Genomic DNA, 26,888 nt, shown 5'->3' on the forward strand with positions numbered 1-26,888 from the left:
CGAACTTCGGTGTGGCGGGCAAAGGCGTACCATGGGCTCCGTGAGCGGGTCAACGAAGCGGCCTGAACAGGACCCGGCAAATCCCCACGCCGATCCGCGCTCGGACCACGCGGCCCCCCCCGTACCCGAGATCCGCGCGGCGATCGACGGACTCGAGCGCCCGATCGACCTGCGCGCACGCGTAGTCTCCCCGCGTCACGTCGAGCCACAGCCAGCCGACTCGAGCGCGCGGGGCCGCTCGCCCTCAACGAGCGCGACGGGTCCGTTTCGGCTCGGCTCGGCCTGGTCACGGCTGATCGACAGCCTGGTCGGCGACGTGATCCTGACCCACATCCCCGGCCAGCGGGTCCTCGACCTCGGCTACGGGAGCCCCGAGCTCAGCGAGTGGGTCGAGGCTCGGGTCGGCGAGCACCTCTCGATCGTCGAGAAAGGCGCGCTCGAGCACCCTCCGAGCAAGATCGTCGACGCCTCGGGCTTTCTCCCGGCGAGCGAGTTCCTCGACGCCGACGGCAAGCTCATGATCCCCGAGGACGACGAGGCCGACGGACCCGCCCTGAGCCTCGCGGAGTACGCGGACGCCAGCTTCGACGTGGTCTACTGCGTACGGACCTTCCCCCACCTGGGCTACGACACCGAGAGCTCCGAACGGCTCGGGCGCCAGCTCCTGCGCGAGGCCGCGCGCGTGACCGTCGACGGCGGGACCGTGTTCGTGCAGATCGCCAACCCACGCAGCCTCCGCGGGATCGTCGAGGGCATCCGCAACCCGATCACCGTGGTCTCGCGCCGCCGCATGATCCTCGGCGATCGCTACGGGCTCACGCGCTGGGACACGATCTCGAGGTTTTTGCGCTTCTTGCCCCCGGAGCTCGAGCTGGGCCGCTTCCACGGGCTCGGCGTCATGATCCCCCACAACGCGACGCTGCAGCTCCCGGTCGTTGGCCGCGTGCTCTCGCGCCTCGAGTGGCGGCTGCGCGACCTGGCCGTGGTCCGTCGCTTCGGGGCCCAGATGCTGATTGTCCTGCGTCGCCTCCACCGCAGCGACCCGACCCTCGCCGAGGGCGGGCGCCCACGCGCGAGCCTGTCGGCGAGCCTGCGCGAGGCCCTGTCATCCAGTACCCGCAGCCTGGGGAAGTCTTGAGAATCGGCCCCAGCGCCAAAACACACGGCCGCGCGAGCGCCCGCGCGCGCGGCCTCGTCCTTCGCGGGGTAAGCTGCCGACGGTGAGCGAGGCTGTGCCGCTACCCGGTCGGGTGCTCGTGGTCGACGACGAGTTGGCCATGCGCGAGGTCCTGAGCGTGTGCCTGACCCGGGCGGGTCACCAGGTGGCCGCGGCCAAGTCCGGCGCCGACGCGCTGCGCATGCTCAGCGACGAGGGCCCGGGCTTCGACGTGGTCATCACCGATCTAACGATGCCCGGAGTCCCCGGCATGGAGGTCCTGCGCCACGCCTGCGCCCTGCCCCACCCGCCGCCGCAGGTCATCATGGTCACGGCCTACGCGACGACCGACACCGCGGTCGAGGCCATGAAGATCGGCGCCTACGACTATCTGATCAAGCCGTTCAAGATCGACGAGATCCAGCTCCTGGTTCAGCGCGCGCTCGAGCGCCGCCACCTCAGCACCGAGAACCGCAGGCTGCGCGAGCAGCTCAAGGGCGTCCACACCCTCGACCGCATGGTCGGCCGGTCCGAGGCGATGCAAAAGGTGTTCGAGCTGGTCCGCCGGGTCGCCGGGACCCGGACCAACGTGTTGATCCGCGGCGAGTCGGGCACCGGCAAGGAGCTCGTCGCCCGGGCCCTCCACAACCTCTCGGACCGCGCCGAGGGGCCCTTCGTGCCCGTCAACTGCGGGGCGATCCCCGAGCAGCTGATGGAGTCCGAGCTGTTCGGGCACGTCAAGGGCTCGTTCACCGGAGCCGCGGGCGACCGCCCGGGAATGTTCGAGATCGCCGAGGGCGGGACCTTGTTCCTCGACGAGGTCGGCGAGCTCGATCCGGCCACCCAGGTCAAGCTGCTCCGGGTCCTGCAAGAGCGCACGATCCGTCCGGTCGGCGGCAACGAGGAGGTCCCGGTCAACTGTCGGGTCGTGGCCGCGACCAACCGCGACCTCGAGGCCGCGGTCGAGAGCGGCGAATTCCGCCAAGATCTGTACTTCCGCCTCGACGTCGTCCGCATCGTGCTCCCGCCCCTGCGCCGCCGGACCGAGGACATCTCGCCGCTGATCGAGCGCTTCTTCGAACGCTTCAACCGCGAGATGCAGCGCGGGCTCGAGGGCGTCTCGCCCGAGGCCTTGAACTGGCTCGACGCCTACGACTACCCCGGCAACGTCCGCGAGCTCGAGAACCTGATCGAGCGCGCGGTCGCGCTCGAGAGCTCGTCGGTCCTCACCGCCGACCACTTCCCCGAGCGCAGCCTGCGGGTCGCCGACGTCGGCCAGCGGCCGAGCGAGTTCCCCGACGAGGGCCTCGATCTCGACGCGCGCCTCGCCGACCTCGAGCGCGAGCTGATCCTCGCCGCGCTGCACAAGTCCGGAGGCGTCCGCAAGCGGGCTGCCGGTCTGCTCAAGATCAGCTTCCGCTCACTTCGATACCGGCTCCAGAAGCTGGGCATCGAGGTCGGGCGATCTGGCGAGATGTAGGCCTTCACCGACTGATCCGCACAGCTCGGTCCTGTCCTGGAGACCAGCGTAGTGATCTCCCGGACGGTGGGGATCGCGTGCATTCTCCGCGAAGCTCACTATCCTTTCGATCTCGATGACAAATAACGGCACTGTGCCAAAGATCGTCCGACCTTTGACGACATTCTGCGGCACGATCGTTTTGAGGCGCGACAATGCACAAGTCACGATACTCTAAGTTGTTGTGATCATTGATGATCGCCAAGACGCTCTCCGAGGTCCGGTCCGGCATGACTACTGCTAACACCCAAGCGAACCCGATGCGAACTCCCACCCCACGACGCCGCGCATGCTCCGGGACCTCACCGGGTCGCGCCGCTCGCCAGCGAGGCTTCACCCTCGTCGAGCTGCTCACCGTCGTCGCGATCTTGGGCATCATGGCGACGCTCGCACTCGTTGGCTACACCAAGAACGTTCGCAACGCCCGACGCACCGAGGTCATCGGCGATCTCTCAAACCTCTCGCTGCGCGAGAACGGGTTGATGTCGGTCCGCGGTCACTACGCGTCGACTTCGACGAGCGAGGACGACACCTACCCCGTCGCCCCCAACGAGCTCCAAAACAAGGACGGCGCGATCCAGTGGGACATCTCGCAGCCGGGCTACACGCTCGACGCGGTCGCAATCGGGACGCCCTACTTTCAAGCCGGCGGCCTCGAGCACGGCTACGACGCGATGGGCTTCATGCCCGAGGGCGGCCACTCCTGGTGCGTGTACGGGGTCATCTCCGGCGACGGGACCAACGGCGAGTTTGGTGACGAGCCGCCCGCGCTGCCGCTCGCGGCCGAGGTGTTCCCCAACGGCGCGCAGCTCGACCGCTTCTACGCCCGCGACTGGTTCTACGCCTTTGCCAAGTGCGACTTCGATCGCGACGGCACCTACTGGGAATTCACGACCGCTCACTTCTCCACCGACGTGTCGATGGGCGACAGCAACTTCGGCGAGTGAGCACCACGACTCAGCCAAACCACAGCAAGACCGCCTGACCACCGTCAGGCCTCACATCAGGACGACGAAGGACAGGACAACATGAAAAAGATCGATCTCAAGCAGCTCAAGGACGCCAAGGGTTTCACGCTCATCGAGTTGATGATCGTGGTCGCGATTCTCGGCATCCTGGCCGTGGTCGCCGTCCCGGCGCTGCAAAAGTACATGCGCCGGGCCAAGACCGCCGAGGCCAAGACCCAGCTTGCGAAGCTCTACGACGCTGCGTCGAGCTTCTTCAAGAGCGAGCACGCCGACCGTGGCGCGACGGCGTTCATCGGTGACGGCGGTAACGTCGCGGACATGGCCCCGCACCGCTGCCCGCACCCCGAGGGCGTCCCCGCTGGTGGTGAGGCCGGCATCACGCCCGACATCGGCTTCAACTGCAACGAGGGCCCCGGCGGCCGCTGCATCCCGGGCGATGGCGGCGGCGGCGGTGGCTACTACGACATCGCGCTGTGGAACGACAACCCGGTCTGGAACGGCCTGAACTACCTCCAGGAGCAGGGCCACTACTTCCACTACAACTTCATCGCGGTCAACGAGACCACCGGCTACGGCCGCTGCCAGTTCACCGCGCAGGCGTTCGCGGATCTCGACGACGACGCGGTCTTCTCGACCTACGAGCGCAGCGGCGCGGGCGACCAGCAGGGCGTCAACGCGGCGATCGGCCTCTACGTCGACCAAGAGGTCGAGTAACAGTCGATCCGCGCTGGCTCGCGCAGCCAGACACGAGAGCGGGGGCCGAGGCCTCCGCTCTTTTGCGTTTGGTCGCTATACTCCCGAGGTGCGAAGGCTGGCCCTGGTGCTCCTGCCCGTGTTTCTCGCGGCCATGGTCCTGAGCCACCGCAGCGTGAAGCAGCGCCGGTCGCAGTTCCCCCGCGATCAGGACGTCCTCTACCTGCCGCCCGCCGAGCACCTCGGACCAATGAGCTTCGGCTATCGCGAGGCGCTCGGCGATCTGATCTGGATCCGCACGGTCATCTTCGCTGGCGACCGCGTCGGCGCGACCAACTACAAGTGGATCATGGAGTACCTCGAGGCGATCTACTCCTTGTCGCCCCAGTTCCGCCGCCCCTACGCCTGGGGCGGCGTCGCGTTCATCTACAGCGGAGAGGACATCGACCGCGCGATGGTCGATCGGGCGCTCGCGCTCTACGAGCGCGGCCTCGCCCACTTCCCCGAGGACCACGAGCTGCTGTTCGCCGCGGGCATGCTCCTGACCCGCGACGTCCAGACCGTGCCCGGCTACAGCGAAGACGAGCGCGCCGCCGCCATGACCGAGGGCGCGGCCCTGATCCGCAAGGCCGCGGCCTTCGGCGCCCCCCCGCTCGTCCGCGAGCTCGCGGTCACCCTCGTCAGCGAAGGCGGCGCAGATCAGCTCGCGATCCAATTCCTCGAGAGCCAGCTGCTTCAAGCCGAAGATCCCGACCACCGCCGCCTGCTCAAGCAAAAGCTCGAGGCCGCGATCGGCGAGACCGGCTTCGAGTCCCTCGAGCAACTACGCCAGGAGTTCGAGGCCGAACGCGAAGCCGAGCGGCCCTACCTGCCCCCCGACCTCTACATCCTCATCCGCGATCCTTCTTGACCCCCCCAGGCTCGAGCCCCCCAGGCTCGAGCCCCCAAGGGGGGCTTGTCGATCCCCCGCGGCCGCTTGCGGCCGCGGAGCACCCCCCACAACCTAGCGAGCGGGGGAGCGAAGCGAGTCCGCGACCGGCCGCACAGCGGCCGTGCGTGGCAAAGACTACTTGCTGCCCTTGAGGAGCTTGGACTCCTTGTCGGCGACGGAGACCTTCTGCGTGTCGGTCTTGCCGTCGTCCCACTTCCACTTGACCGTGTGGGACCCGGCCGAGACCTTGACGAACACGGGGGCGCGGCCCTTCTTCTTGCCGTCGACGTAGACGGTCGCGGGCGGGTTGCCGGGCGCGACGCCGATCTTCAGCTCCGAGTTCTTGGGCTTGCTCGGCCTCTTTTTGGTCGTCTTCTTGGTCGGCTTGCTGGCCGGCGGGGTCTCGACGGCGGCGGCCTTGGCGACGAGCGCGAGCGTGACCTCCTGGGTCGGGTCGCCCGTGAACACGATCGGCGCCTTGGCGTCCTCGAAGCCCTCGGCGACGCCCTCGAGGGCGTACTCGACGCCCGGCTCGCGCTGGAGCTTGTACTCGTGGCTGGCGGCGCCCTTGCCGACCTCGGCAGGGGTCGCGCCTCCGACCAACGTGACGCTCGCGGCGACCGGCGTGACCTTGATCGTCAAGGTCACGTCGCGGGCGTGGAGCTTGATCGGCAGCGGCATGGTCTCACCCTCGCTGAGGGTCACCTCTTGCGTGTACGGCAAGAACCCCTCGCCCTGGCTGACCTCGATCTTGTGCGGACCGGCCGACAACCCGCTGATGTCGCGCTTGGCTTCGCCCGGGTAGTCCTTGCCGTCGATCTTCACCGTGGCGTCCGCGGGCGTGACCTCGAGGGTGAAGCCTGCGACCGCCGCCGTCGGCTCCGCCTCTTCTTTGGCGTCGGCTTGCTCTTCCTCTTTGTCGTCGCCCCCGAGCCCCGGCCCGATCACGAAGAACGCGACCACGCCGAGGATCGCGATGACCCCGCCGAGGATTCCGATGATCAGCCCGATGTTGCTCTTGGACTCGGGCTCTGACGCCGGCGCCATGGCGGGCGGCGGGGCTTGCTGCTGCTGCTGCTGGTAGGCCTGCTGCTGCTGCTGCTGCTGATAGGCCTGCTGCTGAGACTGCTGAGCCTGCTGCTGCTGGTAGCCCTGCTGCTGCTGCTGCTGTTGACCGTAGGGTTGAGCGTGCTGGTGCGCGAGGGGCTGGCCCACGGGACCACCGGGGCCCGGACGGCCGAGCGGCGCCCCACCCGGCTGACCACCCGGCACGGGCAGACCACCCGACGACCCGCCAGGTGGCGGGAGCCCCGGACCGGACGGGGCCGGACGCCCCCCAGGACCGGGGAGGCCGCCAGGGCGCCCGCCGGGGCCCGGGAGGCCGCCACCTCGTGCTGCCGCTCCACCTCCGACGGGACCGCTCGGCGGCGGCATCGTGGCTTGAACGCTGACGGGGCCGGCCGCGCCACCGGGCGGCGGCATGGTCCGGTTGACCCCCGACGACGCAGGCGCGAAGGCCTCGTCTTCTTGGCCCTCGAACAGCTTGGTCTCGAGCTCGTCGTCATCCCAATCGAAGTCGGCGCCCCCGCGCCCCTTTCCGCGGGGCGGGAGCTTCTTCTTGCCCATGCCGGGGATGTCCGGCTTGGAGTTGGTCATGACCATCGTCTTGGCCCGCGCGCGCCCGGGCTTGGGCGGGCTGCGCTTGGCCGGCGCCGCCGCGGGGGCCGCCTGACCGGCCGACGGGAGCGAGGGGTGCGCCTCGGTTGCGATCGCGGACTGCCGGCCTGGTTTGGGTGGCGGCGGTCGGCGTGCGGGTGGAGGAGCCGGAGGCTTCTTGGCGCCGCCGGGCGGCGGAGGCGGACGACTTCCGGGGTTCACCATGGTCCTCTTGGGGCTGGCCTTGCTCGGCGGCGGCGGGGCCGGCGGAACTTGGCGTGCCTTCTCCTTCTCCGCCTCGATGTCGCTGGCGAAGTGCTCTTGCATCCACTCCGCGAGGTTCTTGCGGCTGTAGAACAGGCCCTCCTCGAACATGAACGCCTGGAGGGCGTCGTGGAGCTCGGACGCGGACTGGTAGCGCTCGTTGAGGTCGGCCGCGAGCGAGCGCATGACGATCTGCTCGAGCTTGTTCGGGACCGCCGGGTTGATGCGGCTGGGCGGATCGACGTTGACCGTGCGGACCTTCTCGAGCGTGGCGAAGTCCGTCTCGGCCTGGAACAGGCGCTGGTTGCAGAGCACCTCCCACAAGACGGCGCCGAGCGAGAACACGTCGCTGCGCCGGTCGATGGTCGCGCCGCGGACCTGCTCGGGCGACATGTAGCCGAACTTGCCCTTGAGGATGCCGGCTTGGGTCTGCGACGCCCGGCCCGCCGCCTTGGCGACGCCAAAGTCGATGAGCTTGACCTCGCCCTCGTAGGACACGAGCACGTTGGGCGGCGAGACGTCGCGATGGATCAAGCCGAGCGGGCGCCCGTGGCGATCTTTTTTGTTGTGGGCGTACTCGAGACCCTCGCAGACCTGCATGATGATGTAGCAAGCCTGGGCCAGCGGCATCGGCCGCTTGATCTGGCGGCTGTGCTCGAAGATCGACCTCAGATCCCTGCCAGGCACGTACTCGAGCACGATGTAGAAGGTCTCGCCTTCGGACTTGAGCTCATAGATCTGAGCGATGTTCGAGTGCTGAAGCTGCGCCGCAATGCGCGCCTCATCCTTGAACATCGTGATGAACTCTTCGTCCTCGGCGACGTGCGGGAGGATTCGCTTGATCGCTACGACCTTTTCGAAGCCCTCGACACCACGTGATACGGCTTTGTAGACCTCGGCCATCCCACCCAAAGCGATGCGACCGAGGATCTGGTATTGGGCGAGTTTTTTGGGCAGGTCCAACAAGGAATGCTCCAGCGGAGGGCGCGCCCTAGTGCACGCCATGGAGGCCCGATCACACCCGTGACAGCCACGAAAGTCAATGCTTTCAACAATTTGGGCCCTCGAGGCGGGGGGCGGCCTCCGCGAAGCTGCTCCTCTGCGCAGGTAAAACGCGATGCCCGCGAGGCTCGTGAGCCATACGCGTCATCTCAAAGCGGTGCTATCGTCTCCGCGCAGGGCCAATTCACGGCAAGGATATGAGCAGCTCCGACGAGATCGACCTCGACCCCAAGGTGCCCGGCGCGGCCGCTGTGGGCGGTCCCAGTGCCGCGAACCCCGTTGGGGCGACCCACGGAGTCGAGGCCCCGGCTTCGACCCAAGCTAGCGCCGAGATCGCAGAGGCCCTCGCCAGCGGCCGCATTGACGCGCTCGCCGCCCAGGAGCTGCTCATCGATCAAGTGCTCGCGGAGCAGCTCCCCGCCGACCTGCCGCCCGCGCAGCTCGAGCGACTCCGCGCTGAGCTCGCCGCGCTGCTCAGCGAAGATCCAAACCTCGCTAGCCTCTTGAGCCCCGTCTAGCAGCCCGGGGTGCTAGCAGCCCGGGGCTTTTGAAAGGCCCCTTGAAGACTGGACGAGAAGGCCTGAGTCGAGCGCGCAGCGCTCGATTCAGGTTTAGAGCGAGTCAGCCGAGTAGACGGCGGACCTGCGGCGACACGAAGTGCTCTTCGGTGTCGAAGCGACGCAGCGCGTCGGCCACGACCTGGAGGCGCTCGGGCGGCTTGAGCCGGCGATCCATGATGATGCGGTAGCGACCGCGCACTCGACACAGACCGCCGACCCCCTGGACCATCCCGGCCATGGGCTCGTAGCTGACGTCGACGTCGAGATCGGTAGCAAGGCGCTCGAGCTCCGATAGCTGGTCTTGGGCGTTCATCGATTTCCTCGTTGCGTCGGCATCGGAGCTTGCCCCAAACCGACGATCGAGCCAAGGCTCCAATTGCCCCTCAGGGGTCAGCTGGACCCGAAAAAACGACGCTCAGAGCGAGCGCCGAGATCGCCGAGGCACGATCTCACCGTGCTCGCGTCACGGGTCCCCAGCAGGATCGATCCCAGGGTCGATCCCAGGGTCGATCCCAGGGTCGAGGGCGGGATCTCGGCCAGCCTCGCTCGCGATCGGGAGCGTGAAGTGGAAGGTCGTCCCGACGCCGACGATGCTCTCGGCCCAGGCCTCGCCGCCGTGGGCCTCGATCAGCTTGCGGACGATCGACAGCCCGAGCCCGGCGCCGCCGTGCTGGCGCGTGGAGCTCGAGTCGACCTGATAGAAGGCGTCGAAGATGCGTGAGAGCTGATCTTCGGGGATGCCGATCCCGGTGTCGCTGACCGAAACCCGCAGCGCGTCGGGGACCTCCTCGCCGAAGAAGTCCTCCTCGAAGGGGCGACGGATCGGCGCGAGCTCGGCCCGCACGGTCACGTGGCCGTCGGGGCGGTTGAACTTGATCGCGTTGGAGACCAGGTTGATCAAGACCTGCTGGATCTTGTCGGCGTCGACGACGACGTTGGGGATGTCCGCGTCGAGCTCCTCGATGAGGTGGACGGACGCGCGCTCGGCCGGGATCGTCGCCGCCGAGAACGCCCGCGCGACGATGTCGCCGAGCGACGCGTGCGCGAGGGCCAGGCGCATCGTCCCGACCTCCATCTTCGACATCTCGAGCACCTGGGTGATCAGGCGCAGGAGCTCTTCGCCGCGCTCGAGGATCGTGTTGGCGTACTCGGTCTGCTCTTCGTTGAGCGGGCCAGCGATGCCCTTGGCGAGCATCTCCGAGAACCCGATGATGCTCGTCAGCGGCGTCCGCAGCTCGTGGCTGACGGTGGCCAGGAAGTTGCTCTTGAGCTGATCGACCTCGCGCAGGTGGGCGACGGCGCGCTCGAGCTCGGCGTTGCGTTGTTGGAGCGCGCGGTGGTTGCTCTCGCTGGCCGCGAGGTGCATCTCCGAGGTCACCCAGGTCGCAAAGCCGGCCTGGAGCACGGCCCCGAGCACGCCCGCGAGCGCGTCGGCCATCGTCGAGAGCCTCACGCAGTCGGCGCTCGCGGCGGGCATCGAGACCACGAAGCTGCCGACCCGATCCGCGCCCGCGAAGCACGGGCGAACGACGAACTGGTGCTCGTCGAGGCCGAAGTCTCGGTCACCGCCGCGGCGCATCGCCGCCAGCGCCTCGGGCGGGAGCTGCTCCCAGTGCCGCATCGGGCCCCCGCCGACCTCGACGAAGAGCACGCCTTCATGATCGAACACGGCCATGCCGTCGATCTCGCCGAGGACACCGCGCGAGAAGGGCGTCAGGGTGCGGGACAGATCATCGCGGCGCAGCAGTCGCTCGAGCGGTGGTCGACGATCCGGTGCGCCGATACTCTCGACCGTGGCTTCACCGACGCCGCTCACGGCGAAGGCTCCTCCGCCGCTGCCCGGTTGGGGTCGAAGAGCTCGCCGATCCGGGCCATGAAGTCCTGCTGGTTGACCCCGAAGCGCTCGGCGAAATTAAACTTGAGGTCGAGCTTCTCCCAGGTGAGGCAGGCGAGGCCCTTGAAGGTCTCCGGCACCCCGAGGCCCTCGATCGCCACGGCCGAGAACACCGGCTCCTTGCCCTTGGTAGCGATCCGTTTGACCTCGGCGTCGCTGCGGATCCCGGGCAGATCACGCTTGTTGAACTGGATGACCAGCGCGATGTCGTTGAAGTCGAGGCCGTTGTCGCGCAGGTTCTGCTTGAGGTTGGCGAAGGACTCGTTGTTGCTGCGGGTCTGGGCCACGCGCGAGTCGGCGATGAACGCGACCCCGTCCGCGCCCTGGAGCACGATCTTGCGGGTCGCGTTGTGGATGACCTGGCCCGGGACCGTAAACAGCTTGAGACGGATCTTGAAGCCGCCGGTCGTCTCGAACTCGAGCGGGAGCAGATCGAAAAACAGCGTCCGATCGTCGCGCGTGTCGAGGGTGATCAGCTCACCGCCGATGTGGCCGTGCATCGCGGCGTGCAGCTGCTGGAGGTTGGTGGTCTTGCCGCTGAGCGCGGGTCCGTAATAGACCAGCTTGAGCGTCACTTCTCGATGCTGAATGTCGATGTAGACCATGAACGAGGGGCGACCTTCACGTGGTCGTCGAGAGTTTATCGTGTCGTGGGCTGATTCGTCGAAATTGCGCGGCGAAACCCTGCGGCTCGCTGTTCAAGAGTTCAGACGAGGTCGCCTGTGGTCGCGGGCCACCGCGCGAGGCGAACGCTGCGGGATTCACGCCCCTCCCCCACCGCGAACTCCAGTCCGGAGTTTGCGGCGGTGGCTGACCCCGCTCCGAGCCGCTGGGCGCCGACCTGCTCAGTTCTTGTGCTTTCGACCGTCGTGAGCAGCGAGCGCGGCGAGCAGCTCGCGATGGCCTGGAAGCACGGGCTCACGCTGCATCGCGCGGTCGAGCTCGAGCAAGAGCTCTTTGGTGCGGGTGCCGTCGAGCTGCTTGGGGGTCTCGATCTGAAGCTCGACGTACTGATCCCCGCGACCGCCCCGGCTGTCGGGGACCCCCTTGCCACGCAGGCGCAGCTTGGCGCCGCTCTGAACCCCGGCCGGAACCTCCATGTCGACCCAGCCATCGATCGTGGGCACGGGGATCTTGCCGCCGAGGGCCGCGCGCGTGAACGGCAGCGGGAGCTTGGTGACCAAATTCTGGCCGTCGCGTTCGAGCCACTGATGGGGTTTGACGTTGACGGTGATGCGCAGGTCACCCGGCTCCCCGCCGAAGCGCCCCGGCTCTCCCTGACCGCGGAGGACCTTCTCGGTCCCGGCGGTGGTCCCGGGCGGCAGGCGGACGTCGAACACACGCTGGCTCCGGATGATCCCGCGGCCGCGACACGCGGCGCAGGGATCTTGTTGGATCATCCCGAGCCCGTCACAGCGTCCGCACTTGCTCCGCCGACTGAACAGCCCGCCGGTCTTGACCTCGCCGCTGCCCGCACAGTTGGGGCACTCGACGGCCTCGCGCCCTCCGGGCTCGGTCCCGCTGCCCTCGCAGACCTCGCACGCCCCCCTGCCCTCGAAGCTGATCGTGTGGCTCGAGCCGAGGACCGCGTCCGCGAGGGTCACCGTCAGGGTGTAGCGGATGTCTCGGCCCTTGCGCCGCTTGTGACGGCGGTTGCCGAACACGTCGCCGAACATGTTGCCGAAGATCTCGCGGGCGGTGGCCACGGTCGGAGGCTTGGTGAGATCGAGGCCCTGAGGCAGCAAGCGCGAGCTGTCGTAGCGCGCGCGCTTGAGCGGATCGCTGAGCACCTCGTAGGCCTCGGAGGCCTCGCGGAAGCGCTCGTGGGCCTCGTCGTCGTCGGGGAAGCGGTCGGGGTGGCTCTCGAGCGCGACGCGACGATAGGCCCGCTTGATCTCGGACTCGTCGGCGCTGCGAGCGACGCCTAGGATCGCGTAGTAATCGGGCCGCGCCATGACACTGATCCAGATCGGGCGAAGAGAGCGAGGAGCCTCAGTCCTCGTCGGCGTCCGAGGCCTCGGCGTCGGAGAGCATGGCCTCGTAGATCTGGTGGGACGAAGTCTCGAGCGCGCTGAGCCCGTCACGGATCGCCATGGAGTCGACCTCGGAGGCCTCGAGGGCGGTCCGGAGCTGGTGGAGATCGCTCTCGATGTCGCCGCGATCGCTGGGGGAGAGTGACCCGCCGAAGGCCTCGAGCGAGCGCGCGCAGGTGTAGATCAGGGTCTCGGCCCGGTTGCGCAGCTCGGCGAGCTCGCGCCGCGCGGCGTCCTCGGACTTCTTGGTCTCGGCCTCCTCGGCGAGCTCCTCGAGCTGCTCTTGGCTCAGGCCCGAGGTCGGCTGCACGGTCATGCTCGCCGACTGGCCGGTGCCGAGGTCCTGGGCCGAGACCGCGAGGATGCCGTCGGCGTTGATGTCGAAGCTGACGCGGATCTGGGGGACGCCGCGGGGAGCCGGCGGGATGTCGGTGAGCTGGAGGCGGGCGAGGCTCTTGTTGTCCTCGGCCATCTCGCGCAGACCCTGGAGCACGTGGACGGGGACGACCGGCTGGTTGTCGACGCTGGTGCTGAAGATCTCGGACTTGCGCGTGGGGATGGTGGTGCCCTTGGGGATCAGCGAGGTGAACACGCCGCCCGCTGTCTCGACGCCGATGTTGAGGGGCGCGACGTCGAGCAGGACCACGCCCTTGACCTCGCCCTCGAGGATCCCGCCTTGGATCGCCGCGCCGCAGGCGACGACCTCGTCGGGGTTGACGCCGGTGCTGGGCTCGGTCCCGAAGAACTCCCCGACGAGGGTGGCGACGAGCGGCATGCGGGTCTGACCGCCGACGAGCAGGAGCTCGTCGATGCCGCTGGCGTCGAGCTCGGCGTCGTCGAGCGCCGACTTGCACGGGCCGAGGGTGCGCTCGATCAGCGCGCGCGTGAGCTCCTCGAGCTTGCGCCGGCTGAGCGTGAGCTCGAGGTGCACGGGCTGGCCGCTGACCGCGGCGATGAAGGGCAGGTTGATCTCGGTGTCGAGGGACCACGAGAGCTCGTGCTTGGCCTTCTCGGCCGCCTCTTTGAGGCGCTGCTTGGCGAGCTTGTCGTCGCGGAGCTCGACGCCGTGCTCGGCCTTGAAGTTGGCCGCGGCCCAGTCGACGATCGCGTTGTCGAAGTCCTCGCCGCCCAAGAAGGTGTCGCCGGAGGTCGAGAGGACCTCGAACGCGCCCTCGCGCAGCTCGAGGATCGAGATGTCGAAGGTCCCGCCGCCGAGGTCGTAGACCGCGACGGTGATGGTCTGGTCGCTGTCGCGGCCGACGCCGTAGGCCAAGGTCGCGGCCGTGGGCTCGTTGATGATGCGCTCGACCTCGAGGCCCGCGATCTTGCCGGCGTCTTTGGTCGCCTGGCGCTGGGCGTCGTCGAAGTAGGCCGGGACCGTGATCACGGCGCGGGTGACCTCTTCGCCGACGAAGTCCTCGGCGCACTCCTTGAGCATGCGCAAGACCGCGGCGCCGACCTCGCTCGGTGAGTAGCGCCGCCCCTCGACCGAGATCCACGCGTCGCCGTTGTCGGCGGCGACGATCTCATAAGGAAGGAAGCGCGCGAGCTCGCGGACCTCTGGGTCCTCGAACTTGCGCCCGATCAGGCGCTTGGCCGCGTAGATCGTGTTTGACGGGTTGGTGATCGCCTGGCGCTTGGCGATCTGACCGACGAGCTGCTCACCCTTGTCGCTGACGGCCACGACCGAGGGGGTCGTGCGCGCGCCCTCGGCGTTGGGCACGACCCGCGGCTCGCCCTCGTCGAGCACGGCGACGCAGGAGTTGGTGGTCCCCAGATCGATGCCGATGATTCGCTCGCCCATCCGTCGTCTCCACGTGGCTCGACACGCCGCGGCCCGGCGCTAGTTGGCCTCGCTCGTCTCTTCGCCCGAGGCCCCACCCGCAGCGGAGTCGGGGTTGGCGTCGGCGGGCTTCCCGGTCGACCCGGGCCCGGCGACGATGACCCGCGCCGGCCGCAGGAGCTTCTCGCCCCGCAGGTAGCCCTTCTCGTACTCCATGACCACGACACCCGGCGCGTGGTCCGGCGAGTCGGTCTGCTGGAGGGCGTCGTGGACGTTGGGGTCGAAGAGCTGGCCGATGCTCTCGATCGGCTTGATGTTGTGCTTGGCCAGCGCGCTGAAGAACTCCTGGCGGACCATCTCCAGGCCCTTGATGAGCGGGCTGAGCTGCTCGTCCGGCTCCGAGGGCGCCACGCTGAGGGCCCGCTCGAGGTTGTCGCCGACGGGCAGGAAGCTGCCGAGCAAGCCCTGGGTCGCGCGGTGAACGGCGTCGTCGATGTCCCGCTTGACCCGCTTCTTGTAGTTGTCGAGATCCGCGATCGCCCGCAGCCATTTGTCTTTGAGGGCTGCGGCCTCAGCCTGGGCTGCGGCGAGCTGCTCGCCGAGGTCGGGCGGGTCCTCGGCGTCGTCTGACTCGCTGCCGCGTACCTGGTCGACGGCCTGTTCGGCGGCGCGCAACACCTCGTCGATGTCTGCGCCGGCGTCCGAGTCTTCGGGGTCCTGATCTGGGCTCATTGGGCTCCGTGCGAGTGCGCTGCGATTCTTGGCGGTGGGCCCGACCGGGCGGTCGGGAGGGGTTCGACGATGTTCTCGGCCGACGAGCGCGACTCGGACGAGAACTAGCCGCGAGCGGCCATCGCTCGCGCCGCGTACTCTACCAGAGGAATCACGGCCTCGTAATCCATGCGCGGGCTGCCGAGCAGGGCCACGGCCCCGGTCGCCGGGGCCCCCGAGCCCGGGCTCGGCCAGCGCAGTCGACAGCCCACGAGCGTGAGCCCGCTCGCCCGCGCCCCACGCTCGCGCTCGGACACGGCGTGGACCAGCGGCAGCCCCGTGGCCCGGCCCGGCTCGCCGCTGCGCGAGCCCAGCTGCTGCAGCGCGAGGTCAACCCGGACGGACGCGCGCGGGTCGATGTCGGCCTCGGGCAACAGCTGGCACAGGATCTCTGCGAGGCGCTGGTAGTCCTCGAGCACCGCGAGCACCTCGGCGACAGGCTCGCCCTCGGTGTTGGGGTCGCCGGTCAGGAGCCGGCCGTGGCCGGCGACCTGCATCCACAGCGGATCGAAGGACGCCACGCACAAGAGCAGCCCGATGCGGAGGGCCTCGCCGACGAGGCGATCGACGCGCTGTTCCTGGGCGTCGAGCAAGCCCTGCAGCTGCTGGCGGGCCTGCTCGAGGCTGCGCCCGAGGGTCAGCTCGCGCAGCAGGTCCTGGAGCCGACGCAGCTCCCCCTCGCGCGCGAACAGATCGCGCTCGATGTCGACCGTGCGGACCGAGCTGGCCCCGTCTTCGAGGCCCATCATCACGAGCACGCGCCCGCTGTCCTCGGTCCCGGTCGTCAGCGGGACCAGCTCGAGGGCGCGGACGACCCCGGGCCGGGCCTCGCCGAGGAAGCCGATCGCCACGCAGCCCGCGATCTCCGAGAGCACGCGCGCGGTCGAACGCAGGCCCGAACCCAAACCTGAACCCAAACCTGAACCCAGCCCGGCGCGAGGATCCGCTCGCTCTCCGAGGCCGACGTCGACGAGGCGTTGGTGCTCGGGGCGCGCGTCCCCCCGTGGCAGCGCCTCGACATAGATCCGCCAGCCCTCGGCGGTCGGCACCCGGCCGCTGGCCGCGTGCGGCTTGTGGACCAAGCCGGCCCGCTCGAGCGCAGCGAGCTCGTTGCGGACCGTCGCCGACGACCACTCGAGCCCTGCGTTGCACAGGGCCGCCGACGCGACCGGGCGTCCCCCGACCACGTGCTGGCGACAGAGCACCATCAGGATGCGCCGCTGCCGCGGGCTGATCGCGTCTTCGGACACTCGGCCAATTCTTACGCGCGCACCTCCGCAGACGCAAAGCGGCCTCAGCGGGGCGCCAACAGATCGACCGCGATCGTGTCGTGCCACAGCCACCGGCCTGGGGCGACCCCCAGCTGCGCGCGCTCGGCCGACCAGCGCAGGTTGCCCAGCTCGACCTGGCGGGCGACGCGAGCGTCGAGCCAGGCGAGATCGACCCCAAAGCGGTCGAGGAAGCGCCCAACCTCGATGCCCTGCAGGCGCCGCAAGCCCAACCACAGACCCTCGGCCGCGGCCTGCGTGCCCTCGAGGCGCTCGTGCTCGGACGGCGCGTCCGGCTCGAGCCAGGCCGCGAGGCCGCGCGGGTTGACCCACCGCTCCACGACGCCCGATCCCGATCCCGATCCCGATCCTTCGCTGCGGCGATGGCGGACCGAGGCTGCCGAAGGCCCGAGGCCGATGACGTCGAGCCAGCGCCAGTACTTGCCGTTGTGGACGGCCTCGGCGCCCGGTCGGGCGTAGGACGCGACCTCGTAGTGAACGAAGCCGCGGTCGACGAGCTCGCGCTCGGCCCAACACAGGAGCTCGGCCTGGGCGTCGTCGTCGGGCAGCACGCGCAGGCCACGGCGAACCAGCTTGGGCCACGGCGTGTCCGGCTCGATCGTCAGCCCGTAGATCGACAGGTGCTCGACGCCGGCGTCGGTCAGCTCGGCGAGCTCGCGCCCGAGCTGCGCGGAGGTCTGGCCCGGCCAGCCGACGATGAGGTCGGCGCTGGTCCGCAGCCCATGCGTGACGCACGCAGCGACGCTCGCCAGCGCGTCCGCGCGCTCGTGCCCACGACCGAGCTGGCGCAGGCCCGCGGGGCTCAGGCTCTGAACGCCGACGGAGACCCGGTCGACCCCGAGCTCGACCAGCGCGTCGAGCCGCGCGGGCGAGGCGTGCTCGGGGTTGAGCTCGACGGTCAGCTCGCGCAGCTCGCCGGGCTCGACGCCGAGCGCGTCGCCGAGCCAGCCGAGCAGCGCGCGCATCCGCCCGATCGGGATCGCGCTCGGGGTCCCGCCACCAATATAGAGGGTGTCGAAGACGGAGCCCGCGAGCTCGGCCGCGCGCCGCCCGAGCTCGCGCTCGAGGCCCGCGAGCCAGGCGTCGACCCGGCCCTCGAACCCGGGCCCGCGCCCGACCTCGAAGTCGAAGTCGCAGTAGGGGCAGGCGCGATCACAAAAAGGGACGTGGACGTAGAGCCCCGCCCGATCGTCGCCCGGTCCCACGCTCACACGATCAGCTCGCCGAGCCGATCGCTGCTCGGGAGCTCGCCCCACAGCTCGACCTGATCTGCGTGATTGGTGTTGCCCGAGCGGGCCGCGACGCCCCGCCACCACCAACCCGGCAGCGTGTCCATGTCGATGCCGCGGTCGGCGAGCAGCGAGGACTGCTCCTCGAGGCTCTCGACCATCGACGCGTGGAAGGGCTCGCCGCGCCCGCGCATTTGGGCGCCGAGGCGCTTGGCCGTACGCAGCGGGGTCTGCTCTTCGTGGTTGTCGACGGCGCTGCGGATCGCCTTGCGGACCACGCCCATGTCGGGGAACTCGTAGACCTGCCCGCTGACCGGCAGCGTCTCGCCGCTGATCAGCGCCATGCGTGAGGCCCAGCTGGAGATCAAATGATCGTGGACCTCGAGCGACTGTCCGAGTTCCTGGACCGACTCGCGTCGGAGCACGGCGATGGTCTCGTCGGGGTTGGCGTAGACGAAGGACACGCTCGGCGACCGGATCAGACCGAGGCCCGCGCGGACCATCATGGTTGCGAGCTCCGGATCGAGGATGTCCTGCTCGGTTGCCCGGCTGGCGATGATCTGCTCGAGGGCTTCGGTGTCCGCGGCGATCCGCACGACGAGCGAGAAGCCGTCCATCGGAACGTGATCGCCGAACACCTGAAATGCCGAAAACGCGTTCCAGGACGACTGCGGGAGCATGGACCGCGAAGGTACCGTGCCGCTCACTTCGCGGTCAAAATGGTGTAGCCGAAATAGAACAGCGCGCCGAAGATCACGACCACGGCGATCCACACGAGGGGGTTACTGCGCCGGGTCTGCTCGGACACGACCCCCTGACCAAATGAACCGGTGACCCCAGCCTCGAGCGCGCTGGTCGAAACCGTGTGGCGGGGCCCAGTCCGCGATCCCGTCCTCAAACTGGTCCTCGAGCCCGTCCGGGAGGCGACGCGCGGGCCCGAGCGCGAGGCCGAGCTGGACCGCGCGGACCGCGGAGGCCGCGCGCTCTTGGCCTGGCCTGACCCGGCCCCGACAGACGGCACCGAGCCGGACCCGGCCCGGGCGTCGGCCGCCGCGCGCCTCGCCGAGGAGTCCTCGCGCTTGCGCACGCCGGACTCGTCAGCCTGGTCCTTCTTCATGGTCGCGACCAGCTCCTCGAGGTTGCCGATCGTCATCGAGCGGCGGGCCTTCTTGGGCTTGGCGCTGCCCTCGTCGCCGGCGTCGAGGCTCTTGGCCCAGTCGGGCTGCTCGTCGTGGGGGGCCTCGCCGATCTGATCGAACTGGTCGAAGTCGAGCGCCTCGTCCTCGAGGTCGTCGTACTGGTCGTCGTAGTTGACCTCGGCGGGCGCGCCCTCGCCGAACATCTCGTTCATGAAGGCGCTGATGCGCCGCGGCGTCGCGGCGAGCCCGTACTCCTGCATGAAGCTGTCGAGCTCGCGGTACATGTGATCGCAGTTTTGGTAGCGATCGTTGGCGTCGACCTCGAGCGCCCGCATGATGATGGCCTCGAGCTCGGGCGGGAACTCGGGATCGACGAAGGTCGGGGCCGGGACGTCACCCGACAAGATCCGCTCGCGGACCTCGGCTGGCTTGCCGCGAAACAGGCGGCGGCCGACGCACATCTCGTAGAGGATGACGCCGATCGCGAAGATGTCGGCGCGGCCGTCGAGGGCCCCGCCGTAGACCTGCTCCGGGGCCATGTACGACAGCTTGCCGGCGAATTGCCCGGGGCCCTTGGACACGGCCGTGGCCCGGGTCGCGGCGATGCCGAAGTCGACGATCTTGCACAGGCCGTCGTAGCCGACGTGGATGTTGGTCGGGTTGATGTCGCGGTGGACGAGCCCGAGCGGCTCGCCGTTCTCGTCGGTCCGGGCGTGGGCGTAGTGGAGGCCCTCGAGCGCCTGCATGATGATGCCGATCGCCAGATCCATCGGGATCATGTGACCGGTCGTGATCGCGCGGCGCAGGACGGCGACGAGCTCCTCGCCGACGAGCAGCTCCATCGCGATGAAGTACTCGCCGTGGAGCTCGCCGAGGTCGTAGGTGTGGACGACGTTGTTGTGGGTCAACGTGGCCGCGACGCGGGCCTCGTCGAGGAACATCTGCACGATCTCGGGTCGCTCGACGAACTCCTCGCGCAGGCGCTTGACGACCAGCTCTTTGGCGAAGCCCTCGATACCCGTGTACTGGGCCCGGTAGACCTCGGCCATGCCGCCGGTCGCGATGTGCTCGACGAGCAGATACTTGTCGCCGAAGGGCGTGGGCTCGATGTTGCTCAAGACGCCGACAGAGTAGACGATCCACGGATTGGGCGACAAGGGCACGCGCGAGGTCGATCTCGCCGATGCCAGCTCGGCGTCGCGCGCGAGGCTGCGCCCAGCCGGCCTCGCGTTGTGGCGACACGCGGCGTTCTGAGCGGCCCTGGGCCGTGGGCCACCCCAGGATCCCCACGCTGGGTTTCGAATTGCTAGATTCGAGCTGCGACTCGGAGACAGCTCGATGACAACCAGGCCACGCGACCCTTCACCCCGCCCGACGCGGACGCCACGCTCCCTCGCCGCCGCGCTCGGGCTCCTGCTCGGGCTCGGCCTCGCGTCGGGGTGCTCGTCGAAAGAGCTGCCAGATCCCAACCTCGATGGCGGCGACGACAGCGGGACCAGCGACGACACGGACCCGGGCACGGAGTCGGCCGATCAAGGGATCGACAGCGGCGATGGCGACACCGACACCGGGTCCAACGACACCGGCTTCGTGCCGATGACCGACGGCATCTCGACCAACACCTGCGACCCGGCCGAGCAGGACTGCCCCGCGGGTGAAAAGTGCACGGGCTACGTGGTCCAGCCGGGCTACTGCTGCGTCGACGCCAACAAGTGCGTGTCGGTGATCGGCAGCGGCCAGCTCGGCGATCCCTGCGTGCGGACCGAGGACAACGACGACTGCGATCTCGGCTTGTTTTGCATGACCGTGAGCTCGGGCTCGACCGGCGACGGCGTGTGCCTGGCCTTTTGCGACGTCGGGACCCAAGACTGCGCCGACGACGGCCTGCCCGACGCCAACTGCATCGCGTTCAATGACGGGACCTTGCCGCTGTGCCAGGACAGCTGCGACCCGATCACCCAGGACTGCGACGGCAGCCTCGGATGCTACGGCGTCGGCGCCCAGGGCTTCGTGTGCTCGGTCCCGGGCTACGAGGACGGCCTCGGCAACGCGGGTGATTCGTGTTACACGATCCAAAGCTGCAAGCCGGGCCTGGGCTGCACCGCGGCCGAAGTGCTGCAAGACTGCGGGGGCTCGCGCTGTTGCACGCCCTACTGCGACCTGAGTGAGCCCGACCCCTGCGAGGCCCCCGAGCAGTGCACGGCCTACTACGAACTCGGCACCGCCCCGCCCGGCTACGAGAACGTCGGGATCTGCGCGCTGCCAGCCTGAGCTCGCCGAGCAAGTTGGCGAGCAAGTTGGCGAGTAGGGTCGGAGCTCGCCACGCGCTCCTCGTGCTCGCGCTCGCGCTCGCTGGCTGCCCGCGCCCCGCCTCCCCGCCTGGAGAGGACGGCCAGCCCAGCGCCGAGGCGGGCGGCGAGAGCGGGGGCAAGGGATCCGCCGAGGGATCGCGCGCCAGCGACAACGGGCCCGACAGTAGCGATCCCTTCGCCGGCCTCGAGCCCCTGCGCCCGCACCCGTGGGCCGGGTGGCCGGTCGAGAACGTCGACATCGAGGGCTACGACGGCTGGCGCATCAGCCCGGTCACCGGCGGCTTCGAGCGGGATCGGGGCCTGGTGTTCAACACCGATCCGGGCGCCTTCGTGCTCGCGATCGCCGACGCCCAGGTCGTCGAGATCGGCCGCAACGACCAGGATCAGCTCGAGCTGACCCTCGACCACGGTCAGGGGATCGAGAGCCACCTCGGACCCCTGTCGGACGCGTTGGTCCACGCCGGGCTCCCGGTCACGCGCGGGGCCGTGGTCGGCCTCGCCGCCGGCAGGTCCCTGCGCCTGCGGGTGAGCGTGGACGGCCTCGACATCGATCCGCTCCTGGCCCTGCGCCAGCCGCTGCACCGCTGGCCTGCCCTCCTGCGCGTGCTGCCGACGCCGCCCCCCGAGTGAGGAAAGTCGGATCGTCGATCTCTGCGGACCGATCCCGATCCGATCTCATCAGCGCCACCGCAACATCCGGCTGATCGGCGTGCGCTTGCCGGCTCGGAGGTAGCGCAGCCGGGCGCGCCGGAGATCCTGCAGCGCCGGCCACGGCTGCGGCTCGAAGCGGCGGGCCTCGAGCTCCTCGAGGGTCTCGAGCAGCTCGAGGGGGTAGTCGATCGGCGCGCGGGCGACGTGGAAGGCCCCGGCCGCGTCGGGCACCAGACGCAGCTCCCACAGCGCGCTCGGCCCCTCGTCATCGACGCGCCCGAAGGGGCCGACGGTGTCGAACAGACGCGCGACCACGCCCGAGATCCGGTCCCGGACCCAGGTCGGCTCGCCGGGGTAGACCTCGAACAACCCGACGATCGAGCGGGCCGCGGCCGCGCGCAGGGGGACCTGCTCGTGCCCACGCAGCGCCCGCCAGGCCCAGGTGTCGCCGGGCGCCGCGTCGGGAGTGGCGGGGACGTCGCACAGCGCCCAGTCCATGCGCGCGACCTGAAGCAGCGCGAAGTCCGGATCATCCGGCACGAGGCCGCCGATCTGCTCGTCGAAGCGCGCGAGCAAGGGCGCGACCCGGGCCCGCCCGGCGGCGCCGGAGAAGGCCTCGGCCGCGAGCGCATCGAGGGCCTCACCCGCGGGCGTGATCCGCTCGACCGCGACCCGCGCCTGGACCGTCTCGCGCGCGGGCGGCTCGTCGTCCTCGCCACGCCCGCGCGGACCCGACGGCCGCGGCGCGACCGGCCGCCGCCGCCCGAACGCTCGCCAGAGACCCGCGGCCATGCCCCAGAGTACCTGTCAGCGTGCGGCGTGGTCGCGGACCTTGGCTGCGAAGCGCTCGAACAGGCGGTCGGAGTCGTTGGGGCCGGGCGCGGCCTCGGGGTGATACTGGACCCCGGACACGGGCCGGCCGTCGAGCTCGAGCCCGGCCACGGTCCGATCGAACAAGTTGAGGTGGGTCAGGGTCGCGCCCGCGCCGAGGCTGTCGATGTCGACGGCGAAGCCGTGATTTTGCGAGGTGATCGCTATTGAACGGTCGCGCTCGTCGCGGACCGGGTGGTTGCCGCCGTGGTGGCCGAACTTGAGCTTGTAGGTCTGCCCGCCGAGCGCGAGGCACAAGAGCTGGTGCCCGAGGCAGATGCCGAAGATCGGCAGGCGCTCGCTCGCGTCCACGAGCTCGCGCAGGGCCGCGATCACGTGCTCGAGCGCGGCCGGATCGCCGGGCCCGTTCGACAGCAGGACCCCGTCGGGCCGGGCCGCGAGGACCTCGGCGACCGGCGTCGAGGCCGGGACCACGGTCGTCTCGATCCCCTGATCGCGAAGCTTGCGCAGGATGTTGCGCTTGATCCCGAAGTCGTAGGCGATCACGCGCGCGGCCACGGGCGGGGTCGCGCGCGCACCCCAGCTCGGCGTGTCCCAGGTGTAGCGCGCTGGGGTCGTGACCGCGTCGACGAGGTTGCGACCGAGCATCGGCGGGGCCGCGGCCGCGCGGGCGCGCAGGGCCTCGACGTCGTCGGTCTCGCTGCTGAGCGCGGCCATCATCGCCCCCTGCTCGCGCAGGTGCCGGGTCAGCGCGCGGGTGTCGATCTCGGCGATCCCGACCACGCCCCGGCCCGCGAGCCAGTCGTGGAGGCTGGCGGTCGAGCGATGGTTGGACACGACCGGCGACAGCGAGCGGATGACCAGGCCCTCCGCGGCCGGCTTGTCCGACTCCTCGTCGTCGGGGTTGGTCCCGACGTTGCCGATCTCGACCGCGGTCAGGCACACGATCTGCCCGGCATAAGAAGGATCGCTGACGATCTCCTGGTAGCCGTAGAGCGAGGTGTTGAACACCAGCTCACCGATCGCCGTGCCCCGGGCGCCGAAGCTGCGCCCGCGAAACACCCGGCCGTCGGCCAGGACCAGCAAGCCTGATCCGTGGTAGCGCGGGTCTTGGTGGTTGTCAGCCCGACTCACGGCGGCCCGCATATCACGTTCGCCTCAGACCAGCTACCATGGCCCATGGTGGCGACGAGCCGACCAAAGGCCTCGATCTTGTTGATCGGCAACGAGCTGCTCTCGGGCAAGATCCGCGACGAGAACGGCTGGTACCTGACCCAGGTCTGCCGGCGCCGCGGCATCGAGGTGCGCGAGATCGCGGTCGTGCCCGACGAGATCGACACGATCGGCGCCGCGCTCTTGCGCCTGCTGCAGGAGGTCCCGCTGGTGTTCACCTCCGGCGGCGTCGGCCCCACCCACGACGATCTCACGATCGAGGCGATCGCGCGGGCCACGAAGCGCCCGATCGTCCGCGACGCCCAGATGGAGGCGATCTTGCGCGAGCACTACGCCGGCCGCTCGACCGAGACCGCGCTGCGCATGGCCGACGTGCCCGAGGGGACCAAGCTGCGCGCGCTGCCCGGCTGGCCGGTCATGCGCCTCGACCTCGAGCCCGGCGAGCAGTTCGAGCCGCACCCGCCGCTGGCCCACGCCGCCCGCCTCTACATCCTGCCGGGGATCCCTGCCCTGCTCCGGTCGAAGATCGAGACCCTCGAGGGCCTCGACGGCGAGCTCCCCGACGTCCGCGACTGGGCCCTGGTCACCCTCCACACCCGCCTCGAAGAGAGCCGCCTCGCGCCCTTCCTCGACTCGGTCGTCGCCGCGTTCACGGACGTGGAGATCGGCTCCTATCCGCGCTGGGATGCCGACGAGAGCGGGCGCCTCCGGGTCCGGGTCAAGGTCACCTTCGAGTCGGGCGACCCCGAGCGAGCCGAGGCGGCCCGCGTGACCCTGGCCAACAGCCTCGACCCCGCCGACATCCTGGACGAGTAGCCAGTCGCTGCGACAGCCGCGCGCCCGGCCGCCCTCAGCGGCGAGCCCCGACGTTCACCGTGGTCTGGGCCGTGGTGGGTTTTTCAGTAGCCTGCTAGGGTGCGGCCATGCGCGCGACCAGTACGCTTGTGCTGACGGCGGTCCTGGGCCTGGGGCTCACGGCCTGCTTGCCCAAGGACCACCCCGAAGCCGAGTGGATGAAGCCGCCCAAGAGCTACGATCCGATCAAGACCGAAGGCCTGACCTTCAACAAGGACGGGCTCGACGCGCTGACCCTCAAGGAGAAGGGCGACGAGCGCGACGCCTACGTCGAGTCGCTCAAGGCCGAGGGCGCGTTCAAGGGCCAGGCCAAGTGTCAAAGCGGCGCCGGGACCGGAGACCTCGACCACTCGCAGTGGGGCGACTACGAGCTGACCTGCGACGCGGGCACGATCCTGTTCGACATCGAGCTCAAGTACCACCTGTTCACGACCCGCGCGGTCGGCAAGCCGCTGAGCGCCAACGCCTACGTAGAATTTGGTGGCACTTTGGTCGATTTCGACTATCACGACGAGTCAAAGCCGCGCTCGATCACCGCCAAGGTCATGGTCGGTGAGAACCTCTCGCGGCTCAAAGATTAGCGCGACGCTCGCAGACTGGCGCGACATTCGCCGGTTGCGTCGGCCTCCCCCTAGAACCGAGCCTCAGGACTACACATTTGGGTTTCGCAAGCGTCGGCTCACCGCTGCTCTGGGGCGCCTTCTTGGTGGGCGTCCTGTTCATGCTCGCCCTCGATCTCGGCGTGTTCCACAAGGACACGCACCGGGTCACCTCGCGTGAAGCGCTGATCTGGTCGGCGGTCTGGGTCACGCTCTCGCTGTGCTTTTGCAGCTTCGTGTGGTGGCAGTTCGGCCGCAAGCCCGCGCTCGAGTGGCTCTCGGCCTACGTGATCGAGAAGTCGCTGAGCGTCGACAACATCTTCGTCTTCATCGTCATCTTCCGCTACATGAAGGTCCCGCGCGACCACCTCCACCGGGTGCTGTTCGCCGGGATCCTCGGCGCGCTGATCCTCCGGGCGGCGTTCATCCTCGTCGGCCTCGGGCTGATCGAGCTGTTCACGTGGTCGCTGTACCTGTTCGGCGGGTTCTTGATCTTCACCGGCCTCAAGCTACTGATCGCCGGCGATGACGAGCCCGGCGAGGACGCAGGCGACTCCTGGGTCAAGCGCAAGGCCGAGCAGTGGATGCGAGTCACCCGCGACTTCGAGGGCCCCAAGTTCTTCGTCAAGAACGACGGCAAGTGGTTCGCAACCACGCTCTTCGTGTGCCTGCTGATGGTCGAGACCGCCGACGTGATCTTCGCGCTCGACTCGATCCCCGCGATCTTCGGCATCTCCCGCGACCCCTTCATCGTGTTCACGAGCAACGTGTGCGCGGTGCTCGGCCTCCGGGCGATGTTCTTCCTGCTCGAGAACGTGATCGACCGCTTCCACTACCTGCCCTACGGGCTTGGTCTGGTGCTCGCGTTCATCGGGGTCAAGATGGTGCTCGCCGAGGGCCTCGGCGGCATGGGGCTCTACGCGCTCGGGGTCTCGGAGCGCGCGTGGCTCGAGCCCTTCGAGGTCCCGATCGGGCTGTCGCTGGGCCTGGTCGCCGTGGTCCTGCTGATCTCCGTGCTCGCGAGCTTGCTGCTGCCGCCGCCCGCGTCGAGCTCGGGCGACGCAGACTGACTCCCCGCACCGCTCGAAATCGCGCAGTTTTGCGTCGCATCCAGGTTATGCTCGGCCCGTGGCCGACCTCGACCGCTACCTGCGGTATCTCCAGCGTGACGACGTCACAGAGCTCGTGCTCCAGACCGGCAAGGTCGCGGCGCTCAAGCTGACGTCGGGCAAGCTGCATCCTCTAACCAAGAGCCCCCTCGGCAGCGCCCACATCGTGACCTTGCTCGAGGGCGTGAACTGGGGGCCCCTCGTGCCCAGGCACGACACGGGCGGCCAGAGCCAGGCTGCGTCGAGCAACGGCGTCGACTATCGCTGTCGGATCGCCCGGCGCGAGGGCCAGCTGCAAGTTCGCGTGCTGTCCGACGAGAGCCCGCCGGTCCAGGCGCAGCAGGCCCCGGCGCAGCAGGCCCCGGCGCCCTCGCCCTCGCCCTCGCCCAGGGTCACGCCCACGCCCTCGCCCAGGGTCACATCCACACCCTCGCCCTCGCCCTCGCCCAGGGTCACGCCCACTCCCAAGCC

The 26,888-nt window shown here is 69.3% G+C and carries 24 protein-coding genes and 1 pseudogene; 12 read left to right on the forward strand and 13 right to left on the reverse strand.

What is annotated here, in order from left to right:
- Positions 1-40 precede the first annotated feature (40 nt).
- From ENSA5_RS24570 to ENSA5_RS24590, 5 genes are all read left to right on the forward strand, one after another.
- A complete protein-coding gene (locus tag ENSA5_RS24570; RefSeq protein WP_181198103.1) occupies positions 41-1,138 on the forward strand; it encodes a class I SAM-dependent methyltransferase in 1,098 nt (365 codons plus the stop codon).
- 82 nt (positions 1,139-1,220) lie between these two features.
- On the forward strand, positions 1,221-2,636 hold the full coding sequence (locus tag ENSA5_RS24575) for a sigma-54-dependent transcriptional regulator (RefSeq protein WP_258183003.1): 1,416 nt from the start codon (positions 1,221-1,223) through the stop codon (positions 2,634-2,636).
- Positions 2,637-2,935: 299 nt separating this feature from the next.
- Positions 2,936-3,622: a type IV pilin protein gene (locus ENSA5_RS24580; RefSeq protein ID WP_106394133.1), complete on the forward strand. Its 687-nt coding sequence runs from the start codon at positions 2,936-2,938 to the stop codon at positions 3,620-3,622.
- Between the two features lie 81 nt (positions 3,623-3,703).
- Complete coding sequence (locus tag ENSA5_RS39575) at positions 3,704-4,357, forward strand: type IV pilin protein (protein WP_106394134.1); 654 nt, start codon at positions 3,704-3,706, stop codon at positions 4,355-4,357.
- 88 nt (positions 4,358-4,445) lie between these two features.
- A complete protein-coding gene (locus ENSA5_RS24590; protein WP_146156072.1) occupies positions 4,446-5,246 on the forward strand; it encodes a hypothetical protein in 801 nt (266 codons plus the stop codon).
- 156 nt (positions 5,247-5,402) lie between these two features.
- On the opposite strand, the gene ENSA5_RS24595 is transcribed toward ENSA5_RS24590, so the two are convergent.
- The gene (locus tag ENSA5_RS24595; protein WP_181198104.1) at positions 5,403-8,150 is read right to left on the reverse strand and encodes a serine/threonine-protein kinase; all 2,748 of its coding nucleotides are present in this window, start codon (positions 8,148-8,150) and stop codon (positions 5,403-5,405) included.
- A gap of 236 nt (positions 8,151-8,386) precedes the next feature.
- Between ENSA5_RS24595 and ENSA5_RS24600 the strand changes: the two genes are divergently transcribed.
- Positions 8,387-8,707 carry a hypothetical protein gene (locus ENSA5_RS24600; protein WP_106394137.1) on the forward strand — a complete coding sequence of 107 codons (321 nt, stop codon included), beginning with the start codon at positions 8,387-8,389 and terminating at the stop codon, positions 8,705-8,707.
- A gap of 103 nt (positions 8,708-8,810) precedes the next feature.
- Here the strand turns inward: ENSA5_RS24600 and ENSA5_RS24605 are convergent, their stop codons facing one another.
- The 10 genes from ENSA5_RS24605 to ENSA5_RS24645 all read right to left on the reverse strand — a co-directional run bounded on the left by ENSA5_RS24605 (position 8,811) and on the right by ENSA5_RS24645 (position 20,050).
- Positions 8,811-9,062 (reverse strand): hypothetical protein, encoded by a 252-nt coding sequence (locus ENSA5_RS24605; RefSeq protein WP_106394138.1) that lies wholly within the window; start codon positions 9,060-9,062, stop codon positions 8,811-8,813.
- A gap of 150 nt (positions 9,063-9,212) precedes the next feature.
- Positions 9,213-10,565, reverse strand: a complete 1,353-nt coding sequence (locus ENSA5_RS24610) for a sensor histidine kinase (protein WP_106394139.1) — start codon at positions 10,563-10,565, stop codon at positions 9,213-9,215.
- The gene (locus tag ENSA5_RS24615; RefSeq protein ID WP_258183004.1) at positions 10,562-11,218 is read right to left on the reverse strand and encodes a GTP-binding protein; all 657 of its coding nucleotides are present in this window, start codon (positions 11,216-11,218) and stop codon (positions 10,562-10,564) included. Before ENSA5_RS24615 ends, ENSA5_RS24610 begins: the two co-directional genes overlap by 4 nt.
- Before the next feature lie 270 nt (positions 11,219-11,488).
- The gene (gene dnaJ / locus ENSA5_RS24620; RefSeq protein ID WP_106394141.1) at positions 11,489-12,598 is read right to left on the reverse strand and encodes a molecular chaperone DnaJ; all 1,110 of its coding nucleotides are present in this window, start codon (positions 12,596-12,598) and stop codon (positions 11,489-11,491) included.
- A 37-nt stretch (positions 12,599-12,635) separates the two neighbouring features.
- Entirely contained in the window at positions 12,636-14,480 is a 1,845-nt protein-coding gene (gene dnaK, locus ENSA5_RS24625; RefSeq protein WP_106394142.1) for a molecular chaperone DnaK, read from the reverse strand.
- 39 nt (positions 14,481-14,519) lie between these two features.
- Positions 14,520-15,191, reverse strand: a complete 672-nt coding sequence (locus ENSA5_RS24630) for a nucleotide exchange factor GrpE (RefSeq protein ID WP_106394143.1) — start codon at positions 15,189-15,191, stop codon at positions 14,520-14,522.
- A 104-nt stretch (positions 15,192-15,295) separates the two neighbouring features.
- Complete coding sequence (locus ENSA5_RS24635; protein WP_106394144.1) at positions 15,296-16,480, reverse strand: hypothetical protein; 1,185 nt, start codon at positions 16,478-16,480, stop codon at positions 15,296-15,298.
- A gap of 44 nt (positions 16,481-16,524) precedes the next feature.
- Positions 16,525-17,724 (reverse strand): coproporphyrinogen-III oxidase family protein, encoded by a 1,200-nt coding sequence (locus tag ENSA5_RS36340; RefSeq protein WP_181198105.1) that lies wholly within the window; start codon positions 17,722-17,724, stop codon positions 16,525-16,527.
- A gap of 2 nt (positions 17,725-17,726) precedes the next feature.
- Positions 17,727-18,428: a hypothetical protein gene (locus ENSA5_RS36345; RefSeq protein ID WP_146156074.1), complete on the reverse strand. Its 702-nt coding sequence runs from the start codon at positions 18,426-18,428 to the stop codon at positions 17,727-17,729.
- A gap of 23 nt (positions 18,429-18,451) precedes the next feature.
- Positions 18,452-20,050, reverse strand: a complete 1,599-nt coding sequence (locus tag ENSA5_RS24645; protein ID WP_146156075.1) for a serine/threonine protein kinase — start codon at positions 20,048-20,050, stop codon at positions 18,452-18,454.
- 175 nt (positions 20,051-20,225) lie between these two features.
- Between ENSA5_RS24645 and ENSA5_RS24650 the strand changes: the two genes are divergently transcribed.
- Together ENSA5_RS24650 and ENSA5_RS24655 are read left to right on the forward strand one after the other, a co-directional pair.
- On the forward strand, positions 20,226-21,158 hold the full coding sequence (locus ENSA5_RS24650; RefSeq protein ID WP_106394147.1) for a ribulose phosphate epimerase: 933 nt from the start codon (positions 20,226-20,228) through the stop codon (positions 21,156-21,158).
- 26 nt (positions 21,159-21,184) lie between these two features.
- Entirely contained in the window at positions 21,185-21,829 is a 645-nt protein-coding gene (locus tag ENSA5_RS24655; protein WP_181198106.1) for a M23 family metallopeptidase, read from the forward strand.
- Positions 21,830-21,877: 48 nt separating this feature from the next.
- On the opposite strand, the gene ENSA5_RS24660 is transcribed toward ENSA5_RS24655, so the two are convergent.
- Together ENSA5_RS24660 and carA are read right to left on the reverse strand one after the other, a co-directional pair.
- Complete coding sequence (locus ENSA5_RS24660; RefSeq protein WP_106394149.1) at positions 21,878-22,642, reverse strand: hypothetical protein; 765 nt, start codon at positions 22,640-22,642, stop codon at positions 21,878-21,880.
- Positions 22,643-22,657: 15 nt separating this feature from the next.
- Positions 22,658-23,815, reverse strand: a complete 1,158-nt coding sequence (gene carA, locus ENSA5_RS24665; RefSeq protein ID WP_258183005.1) for a glutamine-hydrolyzing carbamoyl-phosphate synthase small subunit — start codon at positions 23,813-23,815, stop codon at positions 22,658-22,660.
- 45 nt (positions 23,816-23,860) lie between these two features.
- Here carA and ENSA5_RS24670 point away from each other — a divergent pair, with 45 nt between their 5' ends.
- The 4 genes and pseudogenes from ENSA5_RS24670 to ENSA5_RS24685 all read left to right on the forward strand — a co-directional run.
- A complete protein-coding gene (locus tag ENSA5_RS24670; protein ID WP_106394151.1) occupies positions 23,861-24,670 on the forward strand; it encodes a competence/damage-inducible protein A in 810 nt (269 codons plus the stop codon).
- A gap of 107 nt (positions 24,671-24,777) precedes the next feature.
- Complete coding sequence (locus ENSA5_RS24675) at positions 24,778-25,290, forward strand: hypothetical protein (RefSeq protein ID WP_146156076.1); 513 nt, start codon at positions 24,778-24,780, stop codon at positions 25,288-25,290.
- 77 nt (positions 25,291-25,367) lie between these two features.
- Complete coding sequence (locus ENSA5_RS24680) at positions 25,368-26,378, forward strand: TerC family protein (protein WP_106394153.1); 1,011 nt, start codon at positions 25,368-25,370, stop codon at positions 26,376-26,378.
- Between the two features lie 58 nt (positions 26,379-26,436).
- Positions 26,437-26,888: pseudogene (locus tag ENSA5_RS24685) on the forward strand (hypothetical protein); the annotation flags it as partial.

It is taken from the genome of Enhygromyxa salina (assembly GCF_002994615.1).
Lineage (GTDB): Bacteria > Myxococcota_A > Polyangia > Nannocystales > Nannocystaceae > Plesiocystis > Plesiocystis salina_A.